9 protein-coding genes are annotated in these 17,780 nt (G+C 56.0%); 2 read left to right on the top strand and 7 right to left on the bottom strand.

Annotated features, from left to right (window positions below):
• Nucleotides 1-65: 65 nt before the first annotated feature.
• From OHL21_RS20360 to OHL21_RS20385, 6 genes are all read right to left on the bottom strand, one after another.
• The gene (locus tag OHL21_RS20360; RefSeq protein ID WP_263419140.1) at nucleotides 66-1,058 is read right to left on the bottom strand and encodes a carbohydrate kinase family protein; all 993 of its coding nucleotides are present in this window, start codon (nucleotides 1,056-1,058) and stop codon (nucleotides 66-68) included.
• Nucleotides 1,055-2,095: a LacI family DNA-binding transcriptional regulator gene (locus OHL21_RS20365; RefSeq protein ID WP_263419141.1), complete on the bottom strand. Its 1,041-nt coding sequence runs from the start codon at nucleotides 2,093-2,095 to the stop codon at nucleotides 1,055-1,057. Before OHL21_RS20365 ends, OHL21_RS20360 begins: the two co-directional genes overlap by 4 nt.
• Before the next feature lie 314 nt (nucleotides 2,096-2,409).
• On the bottom strand, nucleotides 2,410-4,062 hold the full coding sequence (locus tag OHL21_RS20370; protein ID WP_263419142.1) for an alpha-L-fucosidase: 1,653 nt from the start codon (nucleotides 4,060-4,062) through the stop codon (nucleotides 2,410-2,412).
• Nucleotides 4,063-4,116: 54 nt separating this feature from the next.
• Nucleotides 4,117-6,369 carry a GH92 family glycosyl hydrolase gene (locus tag OHL21_RS20375; protein WP_263419143.1) on the bottom strand — a complete coding sequence of 751 codons (2,253 nt, stop codon included), beginning with the start codon at nucleotides 6,367-6,369 and terminating at the stop codon, nucleotides 4,117-4,119.
• A 318-nt stretch (nucleotides 6,370-6,687) separates the two neighbouring features.
• Nucleotides 6,688-10,476, bottom strand: a complete 3,789-nt coding sequence (locus OHL21_RS20380) for a carboxypeptidase regulatory-like domain-containing protein (RefSeq protein WP_263419144.1) — start codon at nucleotides 10,474-10,476, stop codon at nucleotides 6,688-6,690.
• Between the two features lie 380 nt (nucleotides 10,477-10,856).
• Complete coding sequence (locus tag OHL21_RS20385) at nucleotides 10,857-12,020, bottom strand: substrate-binding domain-containing protein (RefSeq protein ID WP_263419145.1); 1,164 nt, start codon at nucleotides 12,018-12,020, stop codon at nucleotides 10,857-10,859.
• A gap of 283 nt (nucleotides 12,021-12,303) precedes the next feature.
• Here OHL21_RS20385 and uxuA point away from each other — a divergent pair, with 283 nt between their 5' ends.
• Nucleotides 12,304-13,521, top strand: a complete 1,218-nt coding sequence (gene uxuA, locus OHL21_RS20390) for a mannonate dehydratase (protein WP_263419146.1) — start codon at nucleotides 12,304-12,306, stop codon at nucleotides 13,519-13,521.
• Nucleotides 13,518-14,276, top strand: a complete 759-nt coding sequence (locus OHL21_RS20395; RefSeq protein ID WP_263419147.1) for an SDR family NAD(P)-dependent oxidoreductase — start codon at nucleotides 13,518-13,520, stop codon at nucleotides 14,274-14,276. Before uxuA ends, OHL21_RS20395 begins: the two co-directional genes overlap by 4 nt.
• Before the next feature lie 41 nt (nucleotides 14,277-14,317).
• Here OHL21_RS20395 and OHL21_RS20400 read toward each other — a convergent pair whose 3' ends face one another.
• Entirely contained in the window at nucleotides 14,318-17,539 is a 3,222-nt protein-coding gene (locus OHL21_RS20400) for an NHL repeat-containing protein (RefSeq protein ID WP_263419148.1), read from the bottom strand.
• Nucleotides 17,540-17,780: the final 241 nt, after the last annotated feature.

Here is a 17,780-nt window from a genome sequence, read left to right on the forward strand (position 1 = left end):
AACGTAAAGCGACTAAACTTTCACTGTCAACAAATTTTTACGGATTTTTTGTCGGCTCTGCGCTCTTATCCCCGCCGGACGGCGGCTCCCCTGCCGGCCTTCCACTGCCCCATATAGTGACGAAACTCCTTTGGATCGGGGAGACCGTGCGCACCTCCGGGATAGGCCGACGACAGGCTTCCGCAGATATTTCCCGCCTTCAGGCAGTCGGCCCAGTCCGATCCATGAAGAAAGGCATGCAGGAAACCGCCATCAAATGCATCCCCAGCACCGGTTGCATCCACGACTGCGATGGGGAGTGCCGGTTCCCGGTAGATCTTGCCATCGGCCATCAGCATGGCGCCGCGGCGACCAAGTTTGACGATAGGCACGCGGACCCACTCCTGCAGCTTCTCCAGTGCCCGCGCCGCATCACTTGCCCCGGTAATTGCCTTTGCTTCGTTTTCGTTGGGAAAGATGAACTCGCAATGACGAACGATGGAGTGGATCTGGGAGGGCGACAGATCGGGATTCCAACCGAAGTCAGCGGAGACCGTAATCCCGGCGTCCCGTAACTGCTTCAGCACTGGAATCCACTGCTTCGGACGACGCAGCGCGCAGGCGAAGTGCACATGCCGAGCGCGATGCAGCTTCTGCTGCACCGCAGGGCTGGATAGGAGATCTTCTAACCGCTGATTGATCGGATCGTGTGTCACCATCATCCGGTTGGAACGGTAGGCCATCGAAACCGTCAAAGCTGTTGCATAGTCCTTGCTGATCTCACAGGCGCTGACATCCAAGCCCTCCGCCATGAGGGCATTCCATGTCGGCAGACTCGCCGCATCTGTTCCAATGCGAGTCACGATTCCAGTTGCTGAACCAAGCCTGCTGGCAGCGATTGCTGCGCGGGCTAAACCGCCGCCAGGAGCTATCAGGAAGCTGTCGGTCTTTATCTCTTCGCCAAAACGCGGCTGATTACGCAACTGATAGAAGATCATGTCGGAAAAGAATTCGCCAAAGATCACCAGGTCAAACTTCTTGGCAGCGCCACTGCGCGCCTTTCTGCTGGTATTGCTCATTTCGTCTTTTTCCTTTCCGTCGCAGCCCAGTCACCGGTTGAGTTCCTTGGCACGATGCGCGGAGACAGAGAGACCGAGCGCTGCGCCGATCCATTTCCCTTTTCTCCAATGCCGCGCAGGGCGATCCTGGCTGCCCTTTTTCCAAGCTCAAGGTATGCAAGATCAATGCTTGAGAGAGTAAGTCCCGTTTCACAAAGGGGCAGCGAATTGCCGCAACCCAGAATGCGTAACTGTCGTGGAATCTCCAGCCCGGCCTCCAGCGCGGCATCTCTTACACCCGTCGCCTGCAGGTCGCTGTAGGTCATCACTCCATCCGGAATCGTCTTTGCCGTCATGAGCCGCTGCATGGCTTCGTAGCCGCTGCGATAACCGTTGTCTCCCGGTTGCGGCTCCAGAATCCACTCCTGTTTCACGGCAAGCTCCGCACTTCGCATCTCTTCCAGGAAGCCGGTGAACCGCATATCTCCAATGGGAGTGCGCGGCCCGCGCAGATAGGCGATGCGCCGACATCGACGCTCCAGCAGGTGCTGTACGGCGATCTGCCCGACCTCTGTCTCGCGGATCGCAACACTGATCCCGTTGAAGCGCGCAGGAGGATACCCGATCAATACAACGGGGACGGTTGCTGTTTCCAGCACCTGGGGCAGATCGGAGGCATCACCCCGCAGGCAGAGCAGCAATGCATCGACCTGCCTGGAAAGGTGCAGCTCGACCTCGCGCTCTTCCCGTTCCGCATCGCCGTCAGCAGAGGTAATCACGACGCTGTAGCCCTGCGGGCGTACCGCTTCGTTCACGCCGGCGACTATCTGTGCCGCGGATGGGTCCAGCAGCGAAGGCAGCGCCAGGCCTACGGTAAAGGTCTGGCCGGTCCGCAGACCTCGCGCCGAGATATTGGGCCGATAGTTGAGCTCCTGCACGCGCTTCAGAACACGTGCCTTGGTCTCTTCGCTGACGTCTGTCTGGCCCCGGAGGACCTTCGAGATCGTCATCTTCGATAATTTCAGATCGTCTGCGATGTCCTGAAGACGGATCGCCATGCACCAGCCCCGGATAAGGAAAGAATTGCCTCCATCCTAGAGCATTTTCCCTGTCGCTGGGTATTCCGGAGAAGCGCGCAGCGGCGTTTTCATTGCGGAAAACGCCCATAAATATGGAAGCCCTACACGGCACCTACAGGGAAAATGCTGTAACTGAGACGCACACAAACGTATGCAGAGAACATCGCTCGGGCGCCGCCGTCACGCAAGGTTCCGGGAAACAGAAACGAGGAATTGTACTGAGACTCGATTCCAAGGCCTCAATAAACGGGGCGGAGCCTCGGCTCCGCCCTTGCTGTTTCCACTCATTCCAATTAAGCGCGGAAGCGGAAAGCATAGACATCAAGATGATCTTGCGGCTTTGCCGGAAGCTTAATGGTCATCGCCTCCGCCTCCTGCCGAAACTCCAGGCGGCCATGCACCCCCAGCATCTCCACCGAACCGATCTTGCGGGGGTACATCGCATTGTTTGCGGCGAGCGATTTAATGCTCACCTTTCCGTCTGCCGGCCATCCCAGGACAAACGCATACAGCACATCCCCTTTGGTAGTGAAACGGATATCGCTGGAGTCGAAAGCCCGCGCTTTCGTCTCGTTGAAATTATGCGATCCGCTCACATCCGGTGCCCCTTCGCCATAGATCTTGAAGGGGCGCGTGCCGTAGATGCCCTCTCCGTGCACTGACATCCAATGTCCGAACTCGGCGAGGAATTTGTGCTCGTCCTCATCGATGCTTCCATCTCCCCGGACAGGAATATTCAACATGAGATTGCCGTTCTTACTGACGATATCCACCAGCGACTTGGCCACCCAGTCCGGAGTCTTGTACTGATGCTGTTCAAAAAGAGAGCGCTTGTAGTGCCAGTCGCCGATACACGTGTCCGTCTGCCACGGAGCTTCCAGGATGCCCTGAGCACGGCCGCGTTCGATGTCCAGCATCGTCGCTCCCGCATGTTCGGGGCTATATTCCTTTGCCGCGACAACGGCCTGCTGCTGGCCTCCGTGCCACGACAGACTGGAATTGTAGTAGTACGCCGTAATATCCAGGCCAGCCTGGCCGAGCGGTAATTCACGATCGTCGAAGTAGAGAAGATCAGGCTTGTACTTGTCGATCAGATCTTTGCAACGGAGATACCAGGTACGGACGAACTCCGGATTTGCCGGCGGTGGAGCCTCATCCCACACACGATCATGTTTTTCGTGCCAGGCGTTGGCCTCGGCGATGGTCTTGATGCCGTCGGGCATGACGATATTCCTGCCGGTATAAAGCTCCTGCGGGTCCAGCCCGTCCCACCAGGTTCCCTTTCCGTCTTTGGCGCTGAGTTGATAGGCGTCATAACGGACTCCTGCCATCGGCCCCTCGGGGTCATACCCGTAAGCCGACTGCAACCAATGCCAGGCATGCGAAGCGTGGTTGGAAACGCCAAAACGCATTCCGTGTGCTCGAGCAATCTTCTCCCAGGTGCCGACGATATCCTTTCCAGGACCTACCCGCGTGGTATTCCACGCATGATGCGCGGAATCGAAGCAATCCAGGTTGTCATGATGGCAGGCAAGCGCCATAAAGTACTTCGCCCCCGCCTTCACATAGAGCTCCATCAACTGTTCCGGCTGCCAGCGCTCGGCCTTCCATAGATGATCAATCTCTTTGAAACCGACTTTTGACGGATGCCCATATGTCTTGACGTGGTAGTCATAGCAGGCATCTCCCTGCAGATACATGCGGCGTGCGTACCAGTCTCCCTGCTCGGGAACGCACTGGGCACTCCAATGCGCCCAGATGCCAAACTTGGCGTCGCGAAACCATTCCGGCATGCGCCACTGCTTGAGGGAATCCCAGGTGGGCGAGTAAGGACCAGGTGTCGTTGTATTCTGCGCCTGCGCAAAGCGGGACAATTTTGCCGATGCGAGTGCGAGAGCACCGCGTTTTAACAGGTTCCTGCGACTAAGACCATCGATACGTTCCATTTGCGTTTGGCTCCTTGTGTCGTATCCATGCTCTCAGACTCCCTCCCTCTTTGGTCAATAGAGCATTTTCCCTGTAGGTGTAGCGTAGGGTTTCTCCGCGGATGGCTCGGCGCTCATCTGTAATGTAAGCGAAGCCCCTTGCAGCATCTCCTGATGCGAGAACGTCCATTCGGAGTATGCCTTGCCATTCAACTGAACTGATTTCACGTAGAGGTTCGAAGCGGAATTATCCTTCGCCTCGATACTGAAGCGCTTCCCATTCGGCAGGTGAATCGCAACATGGGAAAACAAGGGAGAGCCGATGGTATAGCTGGGAGTTCCCGGACACCACGGATAAAAACCCATCGCGCTGAGCACATACCAGGCAGACATCTGACCGGCATCGTCATTCCCGGGAAGCCCATTCGGACCTGGTCCAAAGTCCGTCTTCAGAATCTCGCGCACCCGCTGCTGTGTCTTATATGGCGCACCGATGAAGTTATAGAGATACGCAATTCCGTGACTCGGCTCATTTCCCTGGTTATAAAGCTTTCTGTCGAAGAGGCCATCCAGCTTTGCGATCATCGCTTCGTGTCCCCCCAGAGCCTTGCTCAGGCCCTCGATATCATGAGGGACAAAGAAGGTGTACTGCCAGGGTAGCGCCTCCGTAATATAGGTGGCCGGCTTATCCGGGGCGAATGGAGTTACCCAGCTGCCATCCTCATGTCGTCCACGGACGAATCTGGTTTCGGGGTCAAGAACGTTCTTCCAATTGGCCGAGCGCTTGAACAGACGATCGGCATCTTCTTTATGCCCCAGGGCTGCGGCAAACTGCGCGACGACATAGTCATCATAGGCATACTCCAACGTCCGAGAGACCTGCTCACGTTGATGGAAGGCATCCAGGACTTCATCTTCCAGTGGAATATAACCATACTTCTTATACGAGACCAACGCCCTCCGCCCCTTCCCTTCCACGTAATCAGCATGAGGAGGTGTGATAAACGCATTCTGACGCACCAGGCGATACGCCTCCAACACATCGAAGTTCCGAATCCCCTTGGCATAAGCGTCATAGATCACAGCAACGGTGTGATCCCCGATCATCTCTGAGGTGTAGCTGTTCCACGTAGGAAAGATTGGCAGAAAGCCGCCCTGAGTCCCTTTATCGACGAGGCTCTGCACCATCTCCCCATCGCGTTTGGGGTCGAGAATCGTAAGCAACGGATGTAGCGAACGGAAGCTATCCCACAACGAGAAGTCGTCGTAATAGTCTGTGCCCGGACGTGTGTGGTGCAGCTTCCCTTCCTGACCGAATCCGTTATAGGTTCCGTCGGCATCGCTCACGATACGCGGGGCCAGTGAGGCATGGAACAACGCGGTATAAAACATCTTCCGCTGTTCTGCTGTGCCCCCGGCGATCTCAATGCGTCCGAGATAGTCACGCCATGCGGCCTCTGCCTGTCGGCGGATGGCCTCAAGCTCCCAGCCAGGCTCCTCGGCGTTGAGGTTCTTCTCGGCTTCCTCAAGGCTGCTAAATGAGGTTCCAACCTTTACAACAACGGTCTTCGGTGTGTTGTCAGCAAAAGTTACGAACCCTCCCAGGCGCTCACATCCGGAGCCTTGGGTATGGCCATGCGGAACCACTGTTTTCCCGCACCATGTTCCAAATTCCTGCACCTCTTCGCGGAACTTGATAACGAAATATCCGTTGAAACCCGCGGACTTTCCTGCTCCCTGATACATGCGTACTACCGGGTTGTAGCCGACAATCTCCTTCTTCTCGGGGTGCACCTCAACAAATCCCTGCCCAGGCCTAACGTTCGGCTCGACCAGCAGATTGTGTTTGCCATGTTCCGGATAGGTAATGCGCAGCATTCCTGCCCGCGTCGTTCCGGCAAGCTCAGCTTTCAGATCGTAATCATCCAGATGAACGGAGTAGTACGCCGGAGACATGATCTCCGAGGCATGCTTGTAGGAGGAACCACGCTCTTCCGGGCTTGCCTTAATTGGCCCGACCGTCGGCATCAGGGTTGCGGTCCCATAGTCCTGTGTGCAGCTTCCGCTAAGCCAGTGGCTCCCGCGGAAGCCGGTAATCTTTGCATCCTCGTAATAGTAGGGCGAGACACACTTTGCCTCGGTACTCCGAGTCTCAGGAGTCCATCCGGTCATACCGAAAGGCACGCCCACCACAGGGTAGGTCTGGCCTTCGTTGGATGTACCGATCCTTGGATCTACCAGAGAGAGCGGATCGACCACGGCAAGTGGGCCGATCCGGGATGCCTTCTGCTGCGAAAGGAGTGGCCCCACAGCTACCGCTGTCACCATGCCCGAAAACACGCCCAAAAAACTCAATCTACACAGAACTGAGTTCGCCCGCCGGATGTAGATAGCAATCATTGAAACGTATGACCCTCTCACCACTGTTCTAGAGCATTTTCCCTGTCGTCATTGTGGAAACGCCCATAGATGCAGAAACCCTACTCTACACAGGAAAATACTCTATCGTTTCCATTTACGCACAGGAACAACAAAGGGAGATGGATGCGAGCGATGCGAAATACAAATCGCAACCTCTGCCGCATCCATCTCATCGCACAAAGTGTGTGTGGGTTAAGAGATGTTCTATGAACATCCCGGTTGCGTTTAGAAGGTAAACTCCGCTCCTATACGAATGATGCGGGACATACCGGCGGTCTGAGACTGGTTGAACTGCCCAAAGTTTGCAGCATTCACCGGTGTCACTGTTCCCGTAACGTTAGAGACTGCCGTAGAGCTCAGAAGCGCCCGTCCCACACCGTAGTAGACCGGGTGATTGAAGACATTGCTGAAAGTTGCGTTGACATTGATGGCATAGCGACTTTCGAACTTGATGCCCTTGCTGAAGCGCATATCGAACAATGCTTCACGCGGACTGCGCGCGCCAGCCAGGGTACGAGGTGCATTTCCCAGCCGGGGATTATTGACGGAGCCGGGCACCGCAAATGCCGCCGGATTGAGGTAGGGCGTGAAGTTGGCGTTCAGCGCGTTCTTCTTCCAGTCTTTGTTGATCAATGGAACTCCGGGAACGATGTCCGGCCGCAAAGTATAGCCATAGTTCGCGGGAAGAGCACTTGCAGTGCAGTACTTATTAGAACCGCTCGCAGTGCATCCGTTCGTCCCGGAAGGGGTCACCGAAACGAAGTAGCCTGCATTTCCCGTTCCCAGGATCACCGAGTTTGGCAAGCCGTCCGCATAGGTAGCAATACCAGCTGTCGAGATGTTGCCAATAATGTTATCCAGAAGATGATTATGCGCGCTGAAAAAATGGCCCGAGCCGATTGGAAGATCGTATGTATAGCCGATCTTTAGACGGCTTGCCTGATCGAAGCTTGCAACCGCCCATTCGGCGTATGGATTGGTCGGGTCCTGAGGAGCTACAAATCCGAAGCCTCCACCATTCGCGCCCGTGTTGGTATCGGGAATATTGTCCAGGGTCTTTGACCAGGTATAGTTCGCCAGCGCGGAAAGGCCATGTCCAAAGCGCTGGTTAACACTGAGATATAGCCCGTTATATTCCATCGTCCCGCCGCGCGGGTAGATCTCAGGAAGGGGTTGGTTGAAGAAGTTCTGGTATGGATTGAGGAGCTGAAGATTGCTTTCGTTGACCAGCGCTCCATTCTGCATAATGCCGTACTTATTCGGCGCCGTAGCTCCCAGGTTCTGACGCGTCTGGATTGCGTTGACGAGTGTGTTCAAGCCGGGGACATTGAGTGCGTTCGTGAAGGGACCGATCAGATGCGTCCCTTTCGAGCCGTTGTAGGTAGCCTGCACGACCGTGCGTACCGCCGGTTGATACTGCACCGTGAACGACCAGGTCTGTGTATAAGGAACGGCATTGCTCTGATTCACGAACACTGGCGCTAGCCCCGTGGAGTACAGAATGGGTCCACGATTGCCGGCCAGGGCAGTATAGGCAGAGGTGAGAGGCCCCACTGGGTTGGTGATGTAATTCACCGTTGAGTTCGGCCTCACGCCTCCGCTCTGACCTCCGACCTGCTGTGAAGTTACGTTGAAGTTGGGATCCGGAGTATTTTCGTATCCTGTCAGCGGCAGCCGCTGCAGTGTGTATGCAGCACGTATCGACGTCTTCGGCGTGGGGGCATATACGAAACCGACACGGGGCTCGATTCCCTTGTAATTGATCGGCCAGAGCGACTGGGGGTTTCCGCATGCTCCTGAGAAGCAGAACGCTGAGGTTGTCGGAAGCAGGCCGTTGAGATTTCCTGGACTGGCAAGGTTGATATACGCCTGATTGTTGAACTTCTCCATACGAGGAGTCTCAAGCTCATAGCGGACACCGGCATCGATCGTGAGGTTTGGCGTAATACGCCATTTGTCCTGAATGTAGCCGGCGTAGTAGCGCCAGCGGTAATAGCCGGGCACCGCAACCGGCGTATTGGAAAACGACGCGATACTTCCGAGAATAAAGCTGGCCAGAGGCGCGCCACCGGTCGAACCGTTGTTGGTGCTGTTGGCCGTAAAGGAATACCGTCCTCCCGTGGCCCCGCCCAGATCGTACTGGCTCGACTGCAGCCAGCGGATATCTGCACCGAACTCCACTACATGGCGGCCGTGGGTCCAGGTAATGTCATCTCCCGCGATAAAGTTCTGGTCCACCTGAATTGCCGCATTGGAGAGCCCCATCTGCATGGTGTATCCAACACCGTTGGCGTTCAGGTTGCCAAGACTTGGGAAACCATACCCGAAGGATGCGGGAGTAAGACCATACGCTCCCGCGTAGTCTTTGGAACGCGTGCTGGGCGGAGCCAGACGCTGCTGATTGACGCGCATGAACGAGTAATGGAAGCTGTTGGCGATATTGTTCGTAAAGACGTGTGAGTATCCCAATGCGATGTCGTGCGTATTGGCTAAGTCCGTCGGAACAATCGTCAGCGGATTTGAAGGATCCACGGCAAAGAACCGTGCCGCATTTACCGGAATCACCGTGTAACGGACAAACAGCTGATCGATATCGTTGAAATGATGATCGATGCGGAAGGAATACCGATTGTCTTTATTGATCACACCGCGCTTGTACGTCGCATTGGTTCCATCGTTCTGGGAAGTCGCCTGGGCGTTATCAAATTTGATGTATGGCCCGGGATTGCTGGGAGTAGGAAACTGCGACAGTACGAACTGCGCCAACTGATTCTTTGACAACTGCGCAGAGACGTCATCATTCGGAACCGCACGGATTTGCGATGTATCATACGGTCCGTTCGGGAAGCCATTGGTGTCGACCGTGGACTGATAGTTGATCGCTCCTATTCGCGGAGCTGCGAGCGCCGCTGCATATCCTTGGCTCTTCAAGATGCTCTGATTCACCAACGCCAGAGAGTTGTGAAGCTTTCCGGAAAGTTCATCCGGAGTGGGGAAGATGCCCCGGAAACCGAACGAGTTCTGCATGCGGGCAGGCTCAATACCTACAAAGAAGAAAGACTTATCCTTGTGCGGATAGATCTTGGGAATCCAGATCGGGCCACCGACATAGAAGCCATAGTAGTTCTCACGGAGTGCGCTTGGCGCGGTATTACCGTCAGGAAAGGCGTTGAAATAAGGATCGGTGTGCCGCCACGAAATTGCTCCGTGATAGCTGCTGGTGCCGGGCGCGCTGCTCTGCACGATGACACCGCCACCAGTCCTGCCATACTTCGCGGACAGCCCCGTAACGATGACGGTCGCTTCCTGTACCTGACGGCCGGAGAGATTAACACCCGTACGCGCAAGGCTTGCCTGTGTCACGTCAGATCCGTCCACGACGATGGAGCTTGTGCCTGGAGGGGCTCCGCCAATCACGATTCCAGCACCGGGCGTGACATAGCTCGTGAAGGCGCCTGGATTCTCGGTGGCAATACCGCCCGGCTGAAGGGGATCGCCCTCTACGCCTGGCACCAGCAACGCCGCCCCCAGTGAGCTGCGTTCGGGATACGGCAGATTCAGTACGAGTGCGTTGTCGACCGTGGTGGCGACATCGGTGTCAGTCTTGCTGATCAGTTCCGCGTCAGAATTGACCGTGACCGTCTCGGTGGTCGATCCCAATGTCAAGATGACATCAATTGGCGCCGTTCCCACACCCGAGACATTGACCGCCTTGACGGCCGTCTTCTCAAATCCTTCTTTCGCTATGACGACCGTATAAGACCCCGGGTTGAGTGACTGAATCTGGAAAAGACCCGCGTTGTTAGTGGTCGTCGCCTGCGATACCTTAGTCGCATCGCTAATAACCTCGATCCTCGCCCCGGGGATCAGATCGCCTTGACTGTCGCGGATAGTACCGCTGATAGAACCCTGTCCAGTCTGCGCAAAGGCAGTGGTCGCAGATACCAGCGTTACGGCCAGTGCGGAAGAAACCACGCCTGGAAAAGAAAGTGCGAGAGAAAAGAACGGGCGCATCCAAATCCTGTGTAGCAGTTGGCGGTCCTTGATCTCTTTTTTGTTGATAACTTGCATGCAGCCTCCCGGGAAACGTACTCATTGCCGGCCCAGCCATCTCGTTGGGGGATCAGAATGGCTGATGTACCAGGTCGATCTGCGTTGTAAGTGTTGGCCTGAAACCGTGTCAACGGAGCTCTCGTGACTTTGAATCTCATTCCCGGTTGTTTTGCATTGTGAAATGCATTTCCAGTCAATGCCAGACACAGGCAGCGGCCAATTTCCGGGAGATCTTGCTTTTCTTCGGGAATGAATGCTGGTTTCTCTCACGGACAGTTCCCAGAGGGGACCGTCCACAATTGCACAACATGTCTCGCAGGTCGAGACGAACTGAGAGGCTTTCAGACCCGATTGGGCCGGACTTTCATCCAGCTGTCGTTCGGATAAATCTTGTCTACGTTCTGCGGTGTGATGAGTTCATGCGGCACAAAGACGGCTGGGGCCACGGGTTTGTGCTTCAAAACATCCAGCGCCAACTGGATGATTCGTTCCCCGTACATCTCCGGGAAGTAGGCGACAGAACAGACCAGCCGTGTTGAGGAACGCCGCATCTCCTCACGAGCAGCGACGCTGCCGTCCTGCCCAGCAATGGCGCATGCACGCTCAAGGCCCACCTCACGGAACGCCTGCAACGCCGCCAGAGCCGTGGAGTCGTTAACCGCGCCCACCAGCGCACGCTCTGGTTTTCTGCGACGGATGTGACGACGGACGATATCGAGGGTGGCCTCAAACTGCCCGCCCTTGGTGTCATAGTGATGCGTCGGAACGGTGCGAGCGTACTGCCCCACCTCATTGATGCCGTCCAGAACGCCGGTCAGTCTCGCATTCAGAAGAGGGCCGGCGGCATCGACGCCAAGCAGAATGATCTGCTCAGGACCATTCTTCCAGTTCTTCTCGGCCCATCGCGCGAGATGCCGTCCGGCCATCCGTCCGGCCTTGTAGTTGTCCGCGCCGTAGTAGATGGCGCCAGGATGTGGAATATCCAGGGCGATGAATGGAATCCGGGCATCGGAAAACTTCGCCGCGATCTGCGCGGCGACCGCCACATTGATCTGCGAGTCGACGACAAGATCGACCTTCTCATCAACAAAGGTCTCAGCATTCTGCAGCGCCACCCTTGGACTGAAACCGTTGTTCAGCACCAGCAGATCGATATTTGCCGCATTCGCAGCGACCACCAGGCTGTCGCTCACGGTGGTTGTGAATGGCAGGAGATTGCTTTGGGAGGCATAGCCAATCCGATAGCGTTTGGCGCGCGCCGTCTGAACGCAGCAGCGATATCCTTGCTTCCCCGCCCGCTCCAGCATGCGCGTCTCCACCAACGTTTCTAGTAGCCGAAACGTAGTGGCCTTATGAAGTCCAGTTCTCGCGGCGACCACCCGAAGGTCCAGCACTTCAGAGGTAGATTGAAATGCATTGATGATCGATGCGGCACGGACAACTGCCTGAATCGTATATCCCCGCTTTGGGCCTTCCGCCGGAGTTGGTTTCAATGAATGCTTCATGTTGGGTTCTCTTCCAATGATCGTGTCCATGTCGCCTGTCGCTGTGTTGGATACATTTGAGTCATAAAGAAACTCATTTCATCTCACGATGCGAAACATCTCTTCTTCTCACCAAGTGAGATTCATACCAATACGGCTTGCGACGTAGGATCGTGACGCTGGTGAGGCTGACTTCGTGCTGGTTCGTAATCGTGCACAGGAAACTTATCGCAAGACATGCTGAAAATGCAAAGAGAACAATCCTGGGGCATCGCGCCATGGATATTTCTTGGGGAAGGCAAGGATGTTATTGGAGCAAACATGGCGCTGGTTCGGCCCGTCGGATCGTGTCACCCTGCGAGACGCAAGACAGGCCGGTGCGACCGGAATTGTAACGGCGCTGCATGAACTTCCAGCTGCGGTGATATGGCCGGTAGAGCGAATTCAGTCACGTCAGGCCGAGATACGGTTGGCAGGATTGGAATGGTCCGTCGTCGAAAGTCTTGAGGTCACGGAGCGCATTAAGATGCAGGGCCGGGGTTGGCGGGCGGACGTAGAGAACTTCACCCAGTCGATTCGGAACCTGGCTGCCTGTGGTATCCGCACCATCGCCTACAACTGGATGCCTCTCTTCAGTTGGATGAGGACGCATTTGCATGAACCGGCGCCGAACGGTGGATATACCACTCGTTTCGACGTGCTCGCCTTCGCAGCGTTCGATCTGTACCTGCTGCAACGGAAGGGCTCGGAAGATGACTGGGGTGAAGACCTCAGCCGAGCCGCATATGAATACCTTGCACGGCGCTCTCCGGAAGAAAAAGAGTTCCTGCAGCAGACGATCCTGCAGGGTCTTCCTGGAGGACACAGGTCACTCACGCTGCAAAAGACGAATGAGCTCTTGGAGGAGTACTCCGGCCTTTCCTCCGAAGATCTTCGCTCCTCCCTTCGAGAGTTCCTCATGCTGGTTTGCCCCGTAGCGGAAGAATGCGGTGTAAAGCTCTGCATCCATCCGGACGATCCGCCGCGCCCATTATTAGGTTTGCCCAGAATCGTCAGCACAGCAGATGACCTGCAATGGCTTCTGCAGCAATATCCCCATGCCTCCAATTCATTGACCTTCTGCACCGGAGCTCTGGGAGTCAGAGCCGACAACGACCTGCTCACGATGGTGCGGAGTTTCGCTCCCCGCATCGGCTTTCTCCACCTGCGCTCAACACAACGAGAGACGGTCTATCTCGAACATATCGAGACGTTTTTCGAGGCAGCCCATCTCGAAGGAGATGCCAACCTGATCGGCGTCATCATCGAGCTTGTGAAGGAAAAGCATCGTCGTGAGTTGATCGGGGATCGTTTCCATTTACCGTTCCGGGCTGACCATGGCCAGGAGCTGCTGAATGACCGCGAGCGCAATGCTGCTCCCGGATATCCCGCCATCGGACGCCTGCGAGGGCTTGCGGAGCTGCGTGGCGCTTTCACCATGGCTGAACGATTGCTTATTGATGTGGAGCAGGAATGCAGATGACCCCGGCAAAAAATGCACTGGTCTTTGGAGGAGCCTCTGGAATCGGATGGGCTACGTCACAGACATTGTTGGATCAGGGAGCCCAGGTTACGATCGCCGATCTGCGAAGACCGGTTGATCCAAAATCATATGATCCAGGAGCACTGCGGTACATCGCCTGCGATGTACGTGACGCCCATCAGGTCTGCGAGGCGGTCAAAAAAACTATTGAACACGGACCGCTTGACTGGCTTGTCTATAGTGCCGGTATTCAGCACTACGGATCGGTGGTCGACACACCGGTCGAAGAGTACGACTTTGTTCAGCAGGTCAATGCTCGCGGGGCTTTCCTAGCATGCAGGTCCGCCATTCCAGCGATGACGCGTGGCGGAGCCATCGTCTTGGTCTCTTCTGTGCAGGCACTCGCCTGTCAGGAGGGCGTTGCTGCCTATGCAGCCAGCAAAGGAACGCTGGAAGCTTTGACCCGTGCCATGGCTGTCGATCATGCAAAGGACAAAATCCGCGTCAATGCTGTCCTCCCAGGCACTGTAGATACTCCGATGGTCCGTTCTTCAGCAGAGCGCTTCGGGGGGAGGGACGGGCTGGAGCAGACATTGGAGCAGTGGGGAGGCAATCACCTGCTCGGCCGTGTAGCCAATGCTACTGAGATTGCACGTGTGATCGCTTTTCTGCTCAGCGACCAGGCCTCATTTATGACCGGCTCTTCGTACCGTGTCGATGGAGGTCTGCTATCTCAGTTACCGGTACGGTTGTAAGGTGCCGGTAACTGAGATTGCGCAGGTCTTCCGGTTCCCCTTCAGAACCGGAAGATGCCCCATTGACTTGGATTCAGGCGGGCTTCACTGGGAACATCAGCCGTCATAGAGTCAGCCTTGTTGTGCCAGTAAACACGGGCCTGTGCTCGAACCCCATCGCTCAATACCATCCCTACATCTCCGCGATATGTCTTACCCGGAGCTGGATCTACTCCCAACAGACCGAGCGGGACTGAAACCTCGTACGCGCCCCCATTCGCGGTGAGCTTGATACGATCGCTGACATCCTCGACGTCATCGAAAGTCACCTCTCCCACAGGCGACGCGAAAGTGACACGATTGCTCGCTCTCTCAGCCTTTTGCCGATATAGAATTGCCAGCAGCTTGCCATCTCTCTGGGTCACGAAGAGCCGGGAATCACCGATGGTAACTTGTCGATTATCACTTGCGCCCTGTGCTCGGATCATGAGGTCGAGCCCACCGCCCTGCGTAAAGACGTAGGGAAATTCGGCGGCGCTGTTGCGAAGAAGCTGTGGCTGGTTCGTCCTGTAGGCAACAATGAGACTCTTCCCATCCGTGCCAAGCTGAAAGGAAGATTGCGCATCGATTGAGGCCCAATCTTTCTCGTTCCAGTTCTTCTGAGCAGTACTTGCAGTTCCTCCAATAGGATGAACCTCAACCTCGGCGCGCAGTTTCTCTTTCGATGCGGCTTCCGTGCGGAGCAGTTCGGCGGCAGCAATTGCCTCCTTGGTTGCCTCCACATATCCCAGATCGACCCGCCGGACTGAATCGAGGCCATCGAGACGCACGATCGAGGTATGCCACTTTCCAATAGCAAGGTAGACGTTGCCGTCGTCTTCCCCAAACATAAACGGCCAGAAGTGTTCCGCATCGAAACTGAGCCCAGCGATAGCCATGCCGATCTTCTGCTTCGGATATGGCCAGAAAGGAGCCATGCGGGTATCCGACCCGAGAGTCGTAATCAGCAAACCGTCCGTGGTGTAGAGATAAATCTCTCCCATATAGGAGTAACGGGCAACCATGTATCCTGCCTGCCCCCTGGCCGGCAGGACGGGATATCCGAGCATCCGCTTCGGATCCTGAATATCTCCCGGACCGGTTGGAGGCGTTCCAATGCCGCGGCTCGACATCTTCCATCGGAGTTGCCCATCTTTATATCCACTCATATCGGCAAGAAACCAGCCATCGGGACTTAGAGCCACATCCCCTTCTGCCCGAGTATGCGAGAGCAGCGTGAGCTTATTCAGGTCATAAATAGGAACGCCCGCGTTGTCGACAGAAGCCGCGGCAAGACGATAGGGGCCTCCGGTGATGACGGAAAGATCAGGCTGTATGACCACACCCGCCGAACCGCGCACCGCCGGACGAGTGAACTCTACTTCGTCGGCTTGAACCGCATGATCGTGATTGCGATCGGTCCAGACAAAGAAGACCCCCTCAGGTTTCCCCGGCGGCATCTTGCTCTTGATTTCGGGCCGATCCAGAGTCGTCCAGTAGTGAGGACCAGGTTCGACCCAACCTGCCGAAGCAATAGGACGGCAGACGCCGTCCTCCATAATCCACAGATTGCTGACCGCGGTCTGGTTATACCAGTAGGTGTTATAGGAGTCGGTGAAGTACTGATGCCCATTTCGATAGAAGGTCTGCGCTGGAGTAATACCTCCATGCGAGCCCACCGGGATCATGTCGTTCGGAAAGAAGATCGGCTTCGCAGGTTGGCCAGCATAGGCGATCACGTCGTTGAGCGGATCGGGATAACGGTATCGCACCGCTGTCAGCCGGGAGTTTCCGGTTGCGGGATCCACCTTGAACTCGAGCAGCCCCATACTGCCTGGGTTTCCGATCGACGGATAGTAGGCGCGATAGAGATCATGAGGATCGGCAAATCCTCCGCCGCCATATTGTGTAGGACCATACCATGCGTTGAGAAATACGCCAGTTTTTGCATTCCAACGGCTGATTCGCTTAGGAAGATAGTCTTCTTCGGCAACCCAGAGCACACCATTGGAGTCGACGGTCATCCCCAGCGGATGGGCCATACGCAACTCATCGTAGGCGCCAATCTGCGGACCTCCGGGACGGCCGATCACACGTACAGGCTTGCCCATCGTTGCGGAAAACACTTTGACCTGATGGCTGGTTCCCCAATCAGTGACATAGATCTCGCCGTCAGATTCGATGATCTGTTTCGGCGCCTGCATCTGCCCTGAAGCAACGACGACCTGCGCTCCCGTGAGTTCGATGGAGTGCCAGTCGTTCTTCACGGTAAACCGTGTAATGCCTTCCGAAGTGCTCACCAGCAGATGGCCATCTGCCTCGAAGGTAAGCGAGCCTAATCCGGAGAGCTTCACCTTTGCAAAGGCAGGCTTCGTAGCATGCCGTACATCAAAGACAACGATCTCGTTTGCGGCCGGATTCGAGAGCAACAGCAGACCGTTATACGCCGCCAAACCAACGAGCTCACGAAAGGCGTCGTGCACCTGGACACCGCCAACAACTTTATCCACCGGCGTCAGGCCATTTCTGGTGATGGCATAGACCTGCAGCGCTCCTGGATCCTTTACTCCAAAGTCGCGGCTTGGATTCACGACATAGACGGTATAAGCAACATGGTCAGGATTTCCGGCGCTACCGAGATCCCGCGCAAGGGCTATGCCGCCATTCCATCCGCGAATTTTCGTGCCGCCAAGCTTGTGGCCATTCAGATCAGTCCAGATCAGTGCGTGCCCCGCCTCCGCCGCATCTGCACCGAGCAGGATCTGTGGCTCCGTGGAGTGCGTTGGCCATGGACTGCCCTGGGGCAGAAATAACGCGGAGGCGGGCGCCGTATGATCTGCCAGCCATGCTCCAGTTCCATCGGATGTAGGCCATGGCGGGTTTCCGGGGGAATAGATGGAGTACTGCAGATGCGGTGTTATCGCCTGATGAAACAGGCCGCGAACATGGTACTTTCCCGCACGGGCTACACCGTCTGCCGATGTCCCATCCCACGTGATGGCATTCTTTCCCTGATGGACGGGATGATCGGCGACGAGATTCTTGACGCGAATACCCTTGTCATCTTCAAGCACCAGTGTCAGAAGACCATCCTCGGGAGCGTTATAGGAGATAGAGATTCCCTGCGAGGTCGTTGGCGACATCTCCCGTTCCCGTATCGCCGGCGGCTGACTTCTCTGTGCCTGTGAGTATTGCACCAACGCAAGTGTGGCTCCCACCGCAATCACAACGGAACGGTAATTCATCCATCTCCTGCAAGACCGATACAACATACGCACCACAGGTATCTTCCTCAGCAGATACGATAGTGGGTTCCATAGCAATCATCCGAGCTTCACAAGGGCTTCGGCATCGGCGTTTCATTTTCCAAGGGATGCGAGTCCTGGGAGGATTACGAATGCATCGTTCCGCGCGCATCAATACGCGGTGGACACGAGATCCACAGACATCGGAGGGCCTACCATCTCTTATGGATCGTTTCACGAT

It is taken from the genome of Terriglobus albidus (genome assembly GCF_025685425.1).
In the GTDB taxonomy this organism is placed as follows: domain Bacteria; phylum Acidobacteriota; class Terriglobia; order Terriglobales; family Acidobacteriaceae; genus Terriglobus; species Terriglobus albidus.

Excerpts from the sequence above, each read along its gene's own strand:
- OHL21_RS20395 (WP_263419147.1), top strand. The coding sequence starts at position 13,518 with ATGACCCCGGCAAAAAATGCACTGGTCTTTGGAGGAGCCTCTGGAATC.
- uxuA (WP_263419146.1), top strand. The coding sequence starts at position 12,304 with ATGTTATTGGAGCAAACATGGCGCTGGTTCGGCCCGTCGGATCGTGTC.
- OHL21_RS20365 (WP_263419141.1), bottom strand. The coding sequence starts at position 2,095 with ATGGCGATCCGTCTTCAGGACATCGCAGACGATCTGAAATTATCGAAG.
- OHL21_RS20370 (WP_263419142.1), bottom strand. The coding sequence starts at position 4,062 with ATGGAACGTATCGATGGTCTTAGTCGCAGGAACCTGTTAAAACGCGGT.
- OHL21_RS20400 (WP_263419148.1), bottom strand. The coding sequence starts at position 17,539 with ATGAATTACCGTTCCGTTGTGATTGCGGTGGGAGCCACACTTGCGTTG.
- OHL21_RS20375 (WP_263419143.1), bottom strand. The coding sequence starts at position 6,369 with ATGGTGACAGCGGTAGCTGTGGGGCCACTCCTTTCGCAGCAGAAGGCA.
- OHL21_RS20360 (WP_263419140.1), bottom strand. The coding sequence starts at position 1,058 with ATGAGCAATACCAGCAGAAAGGCGCGCAGTGGCGCTGCCAAGAAGTTT.
- OHL21_RS20380 (WP_263419144.1), bottom strand. The coding sequence starts at position 10,476 with ATGCGCCCGTTCTTTTCTCTCGCACTTTCTTTTCCAGGCGTGGTTTCT.
- OHL21_RS20385 (WP_263419145.1), bottom strand. The coding sequence starts at position 12,020 with ATGAAGCATTCATTGAAACCAACTCCGGCGGAAGGCCCAAAGCGGGGA.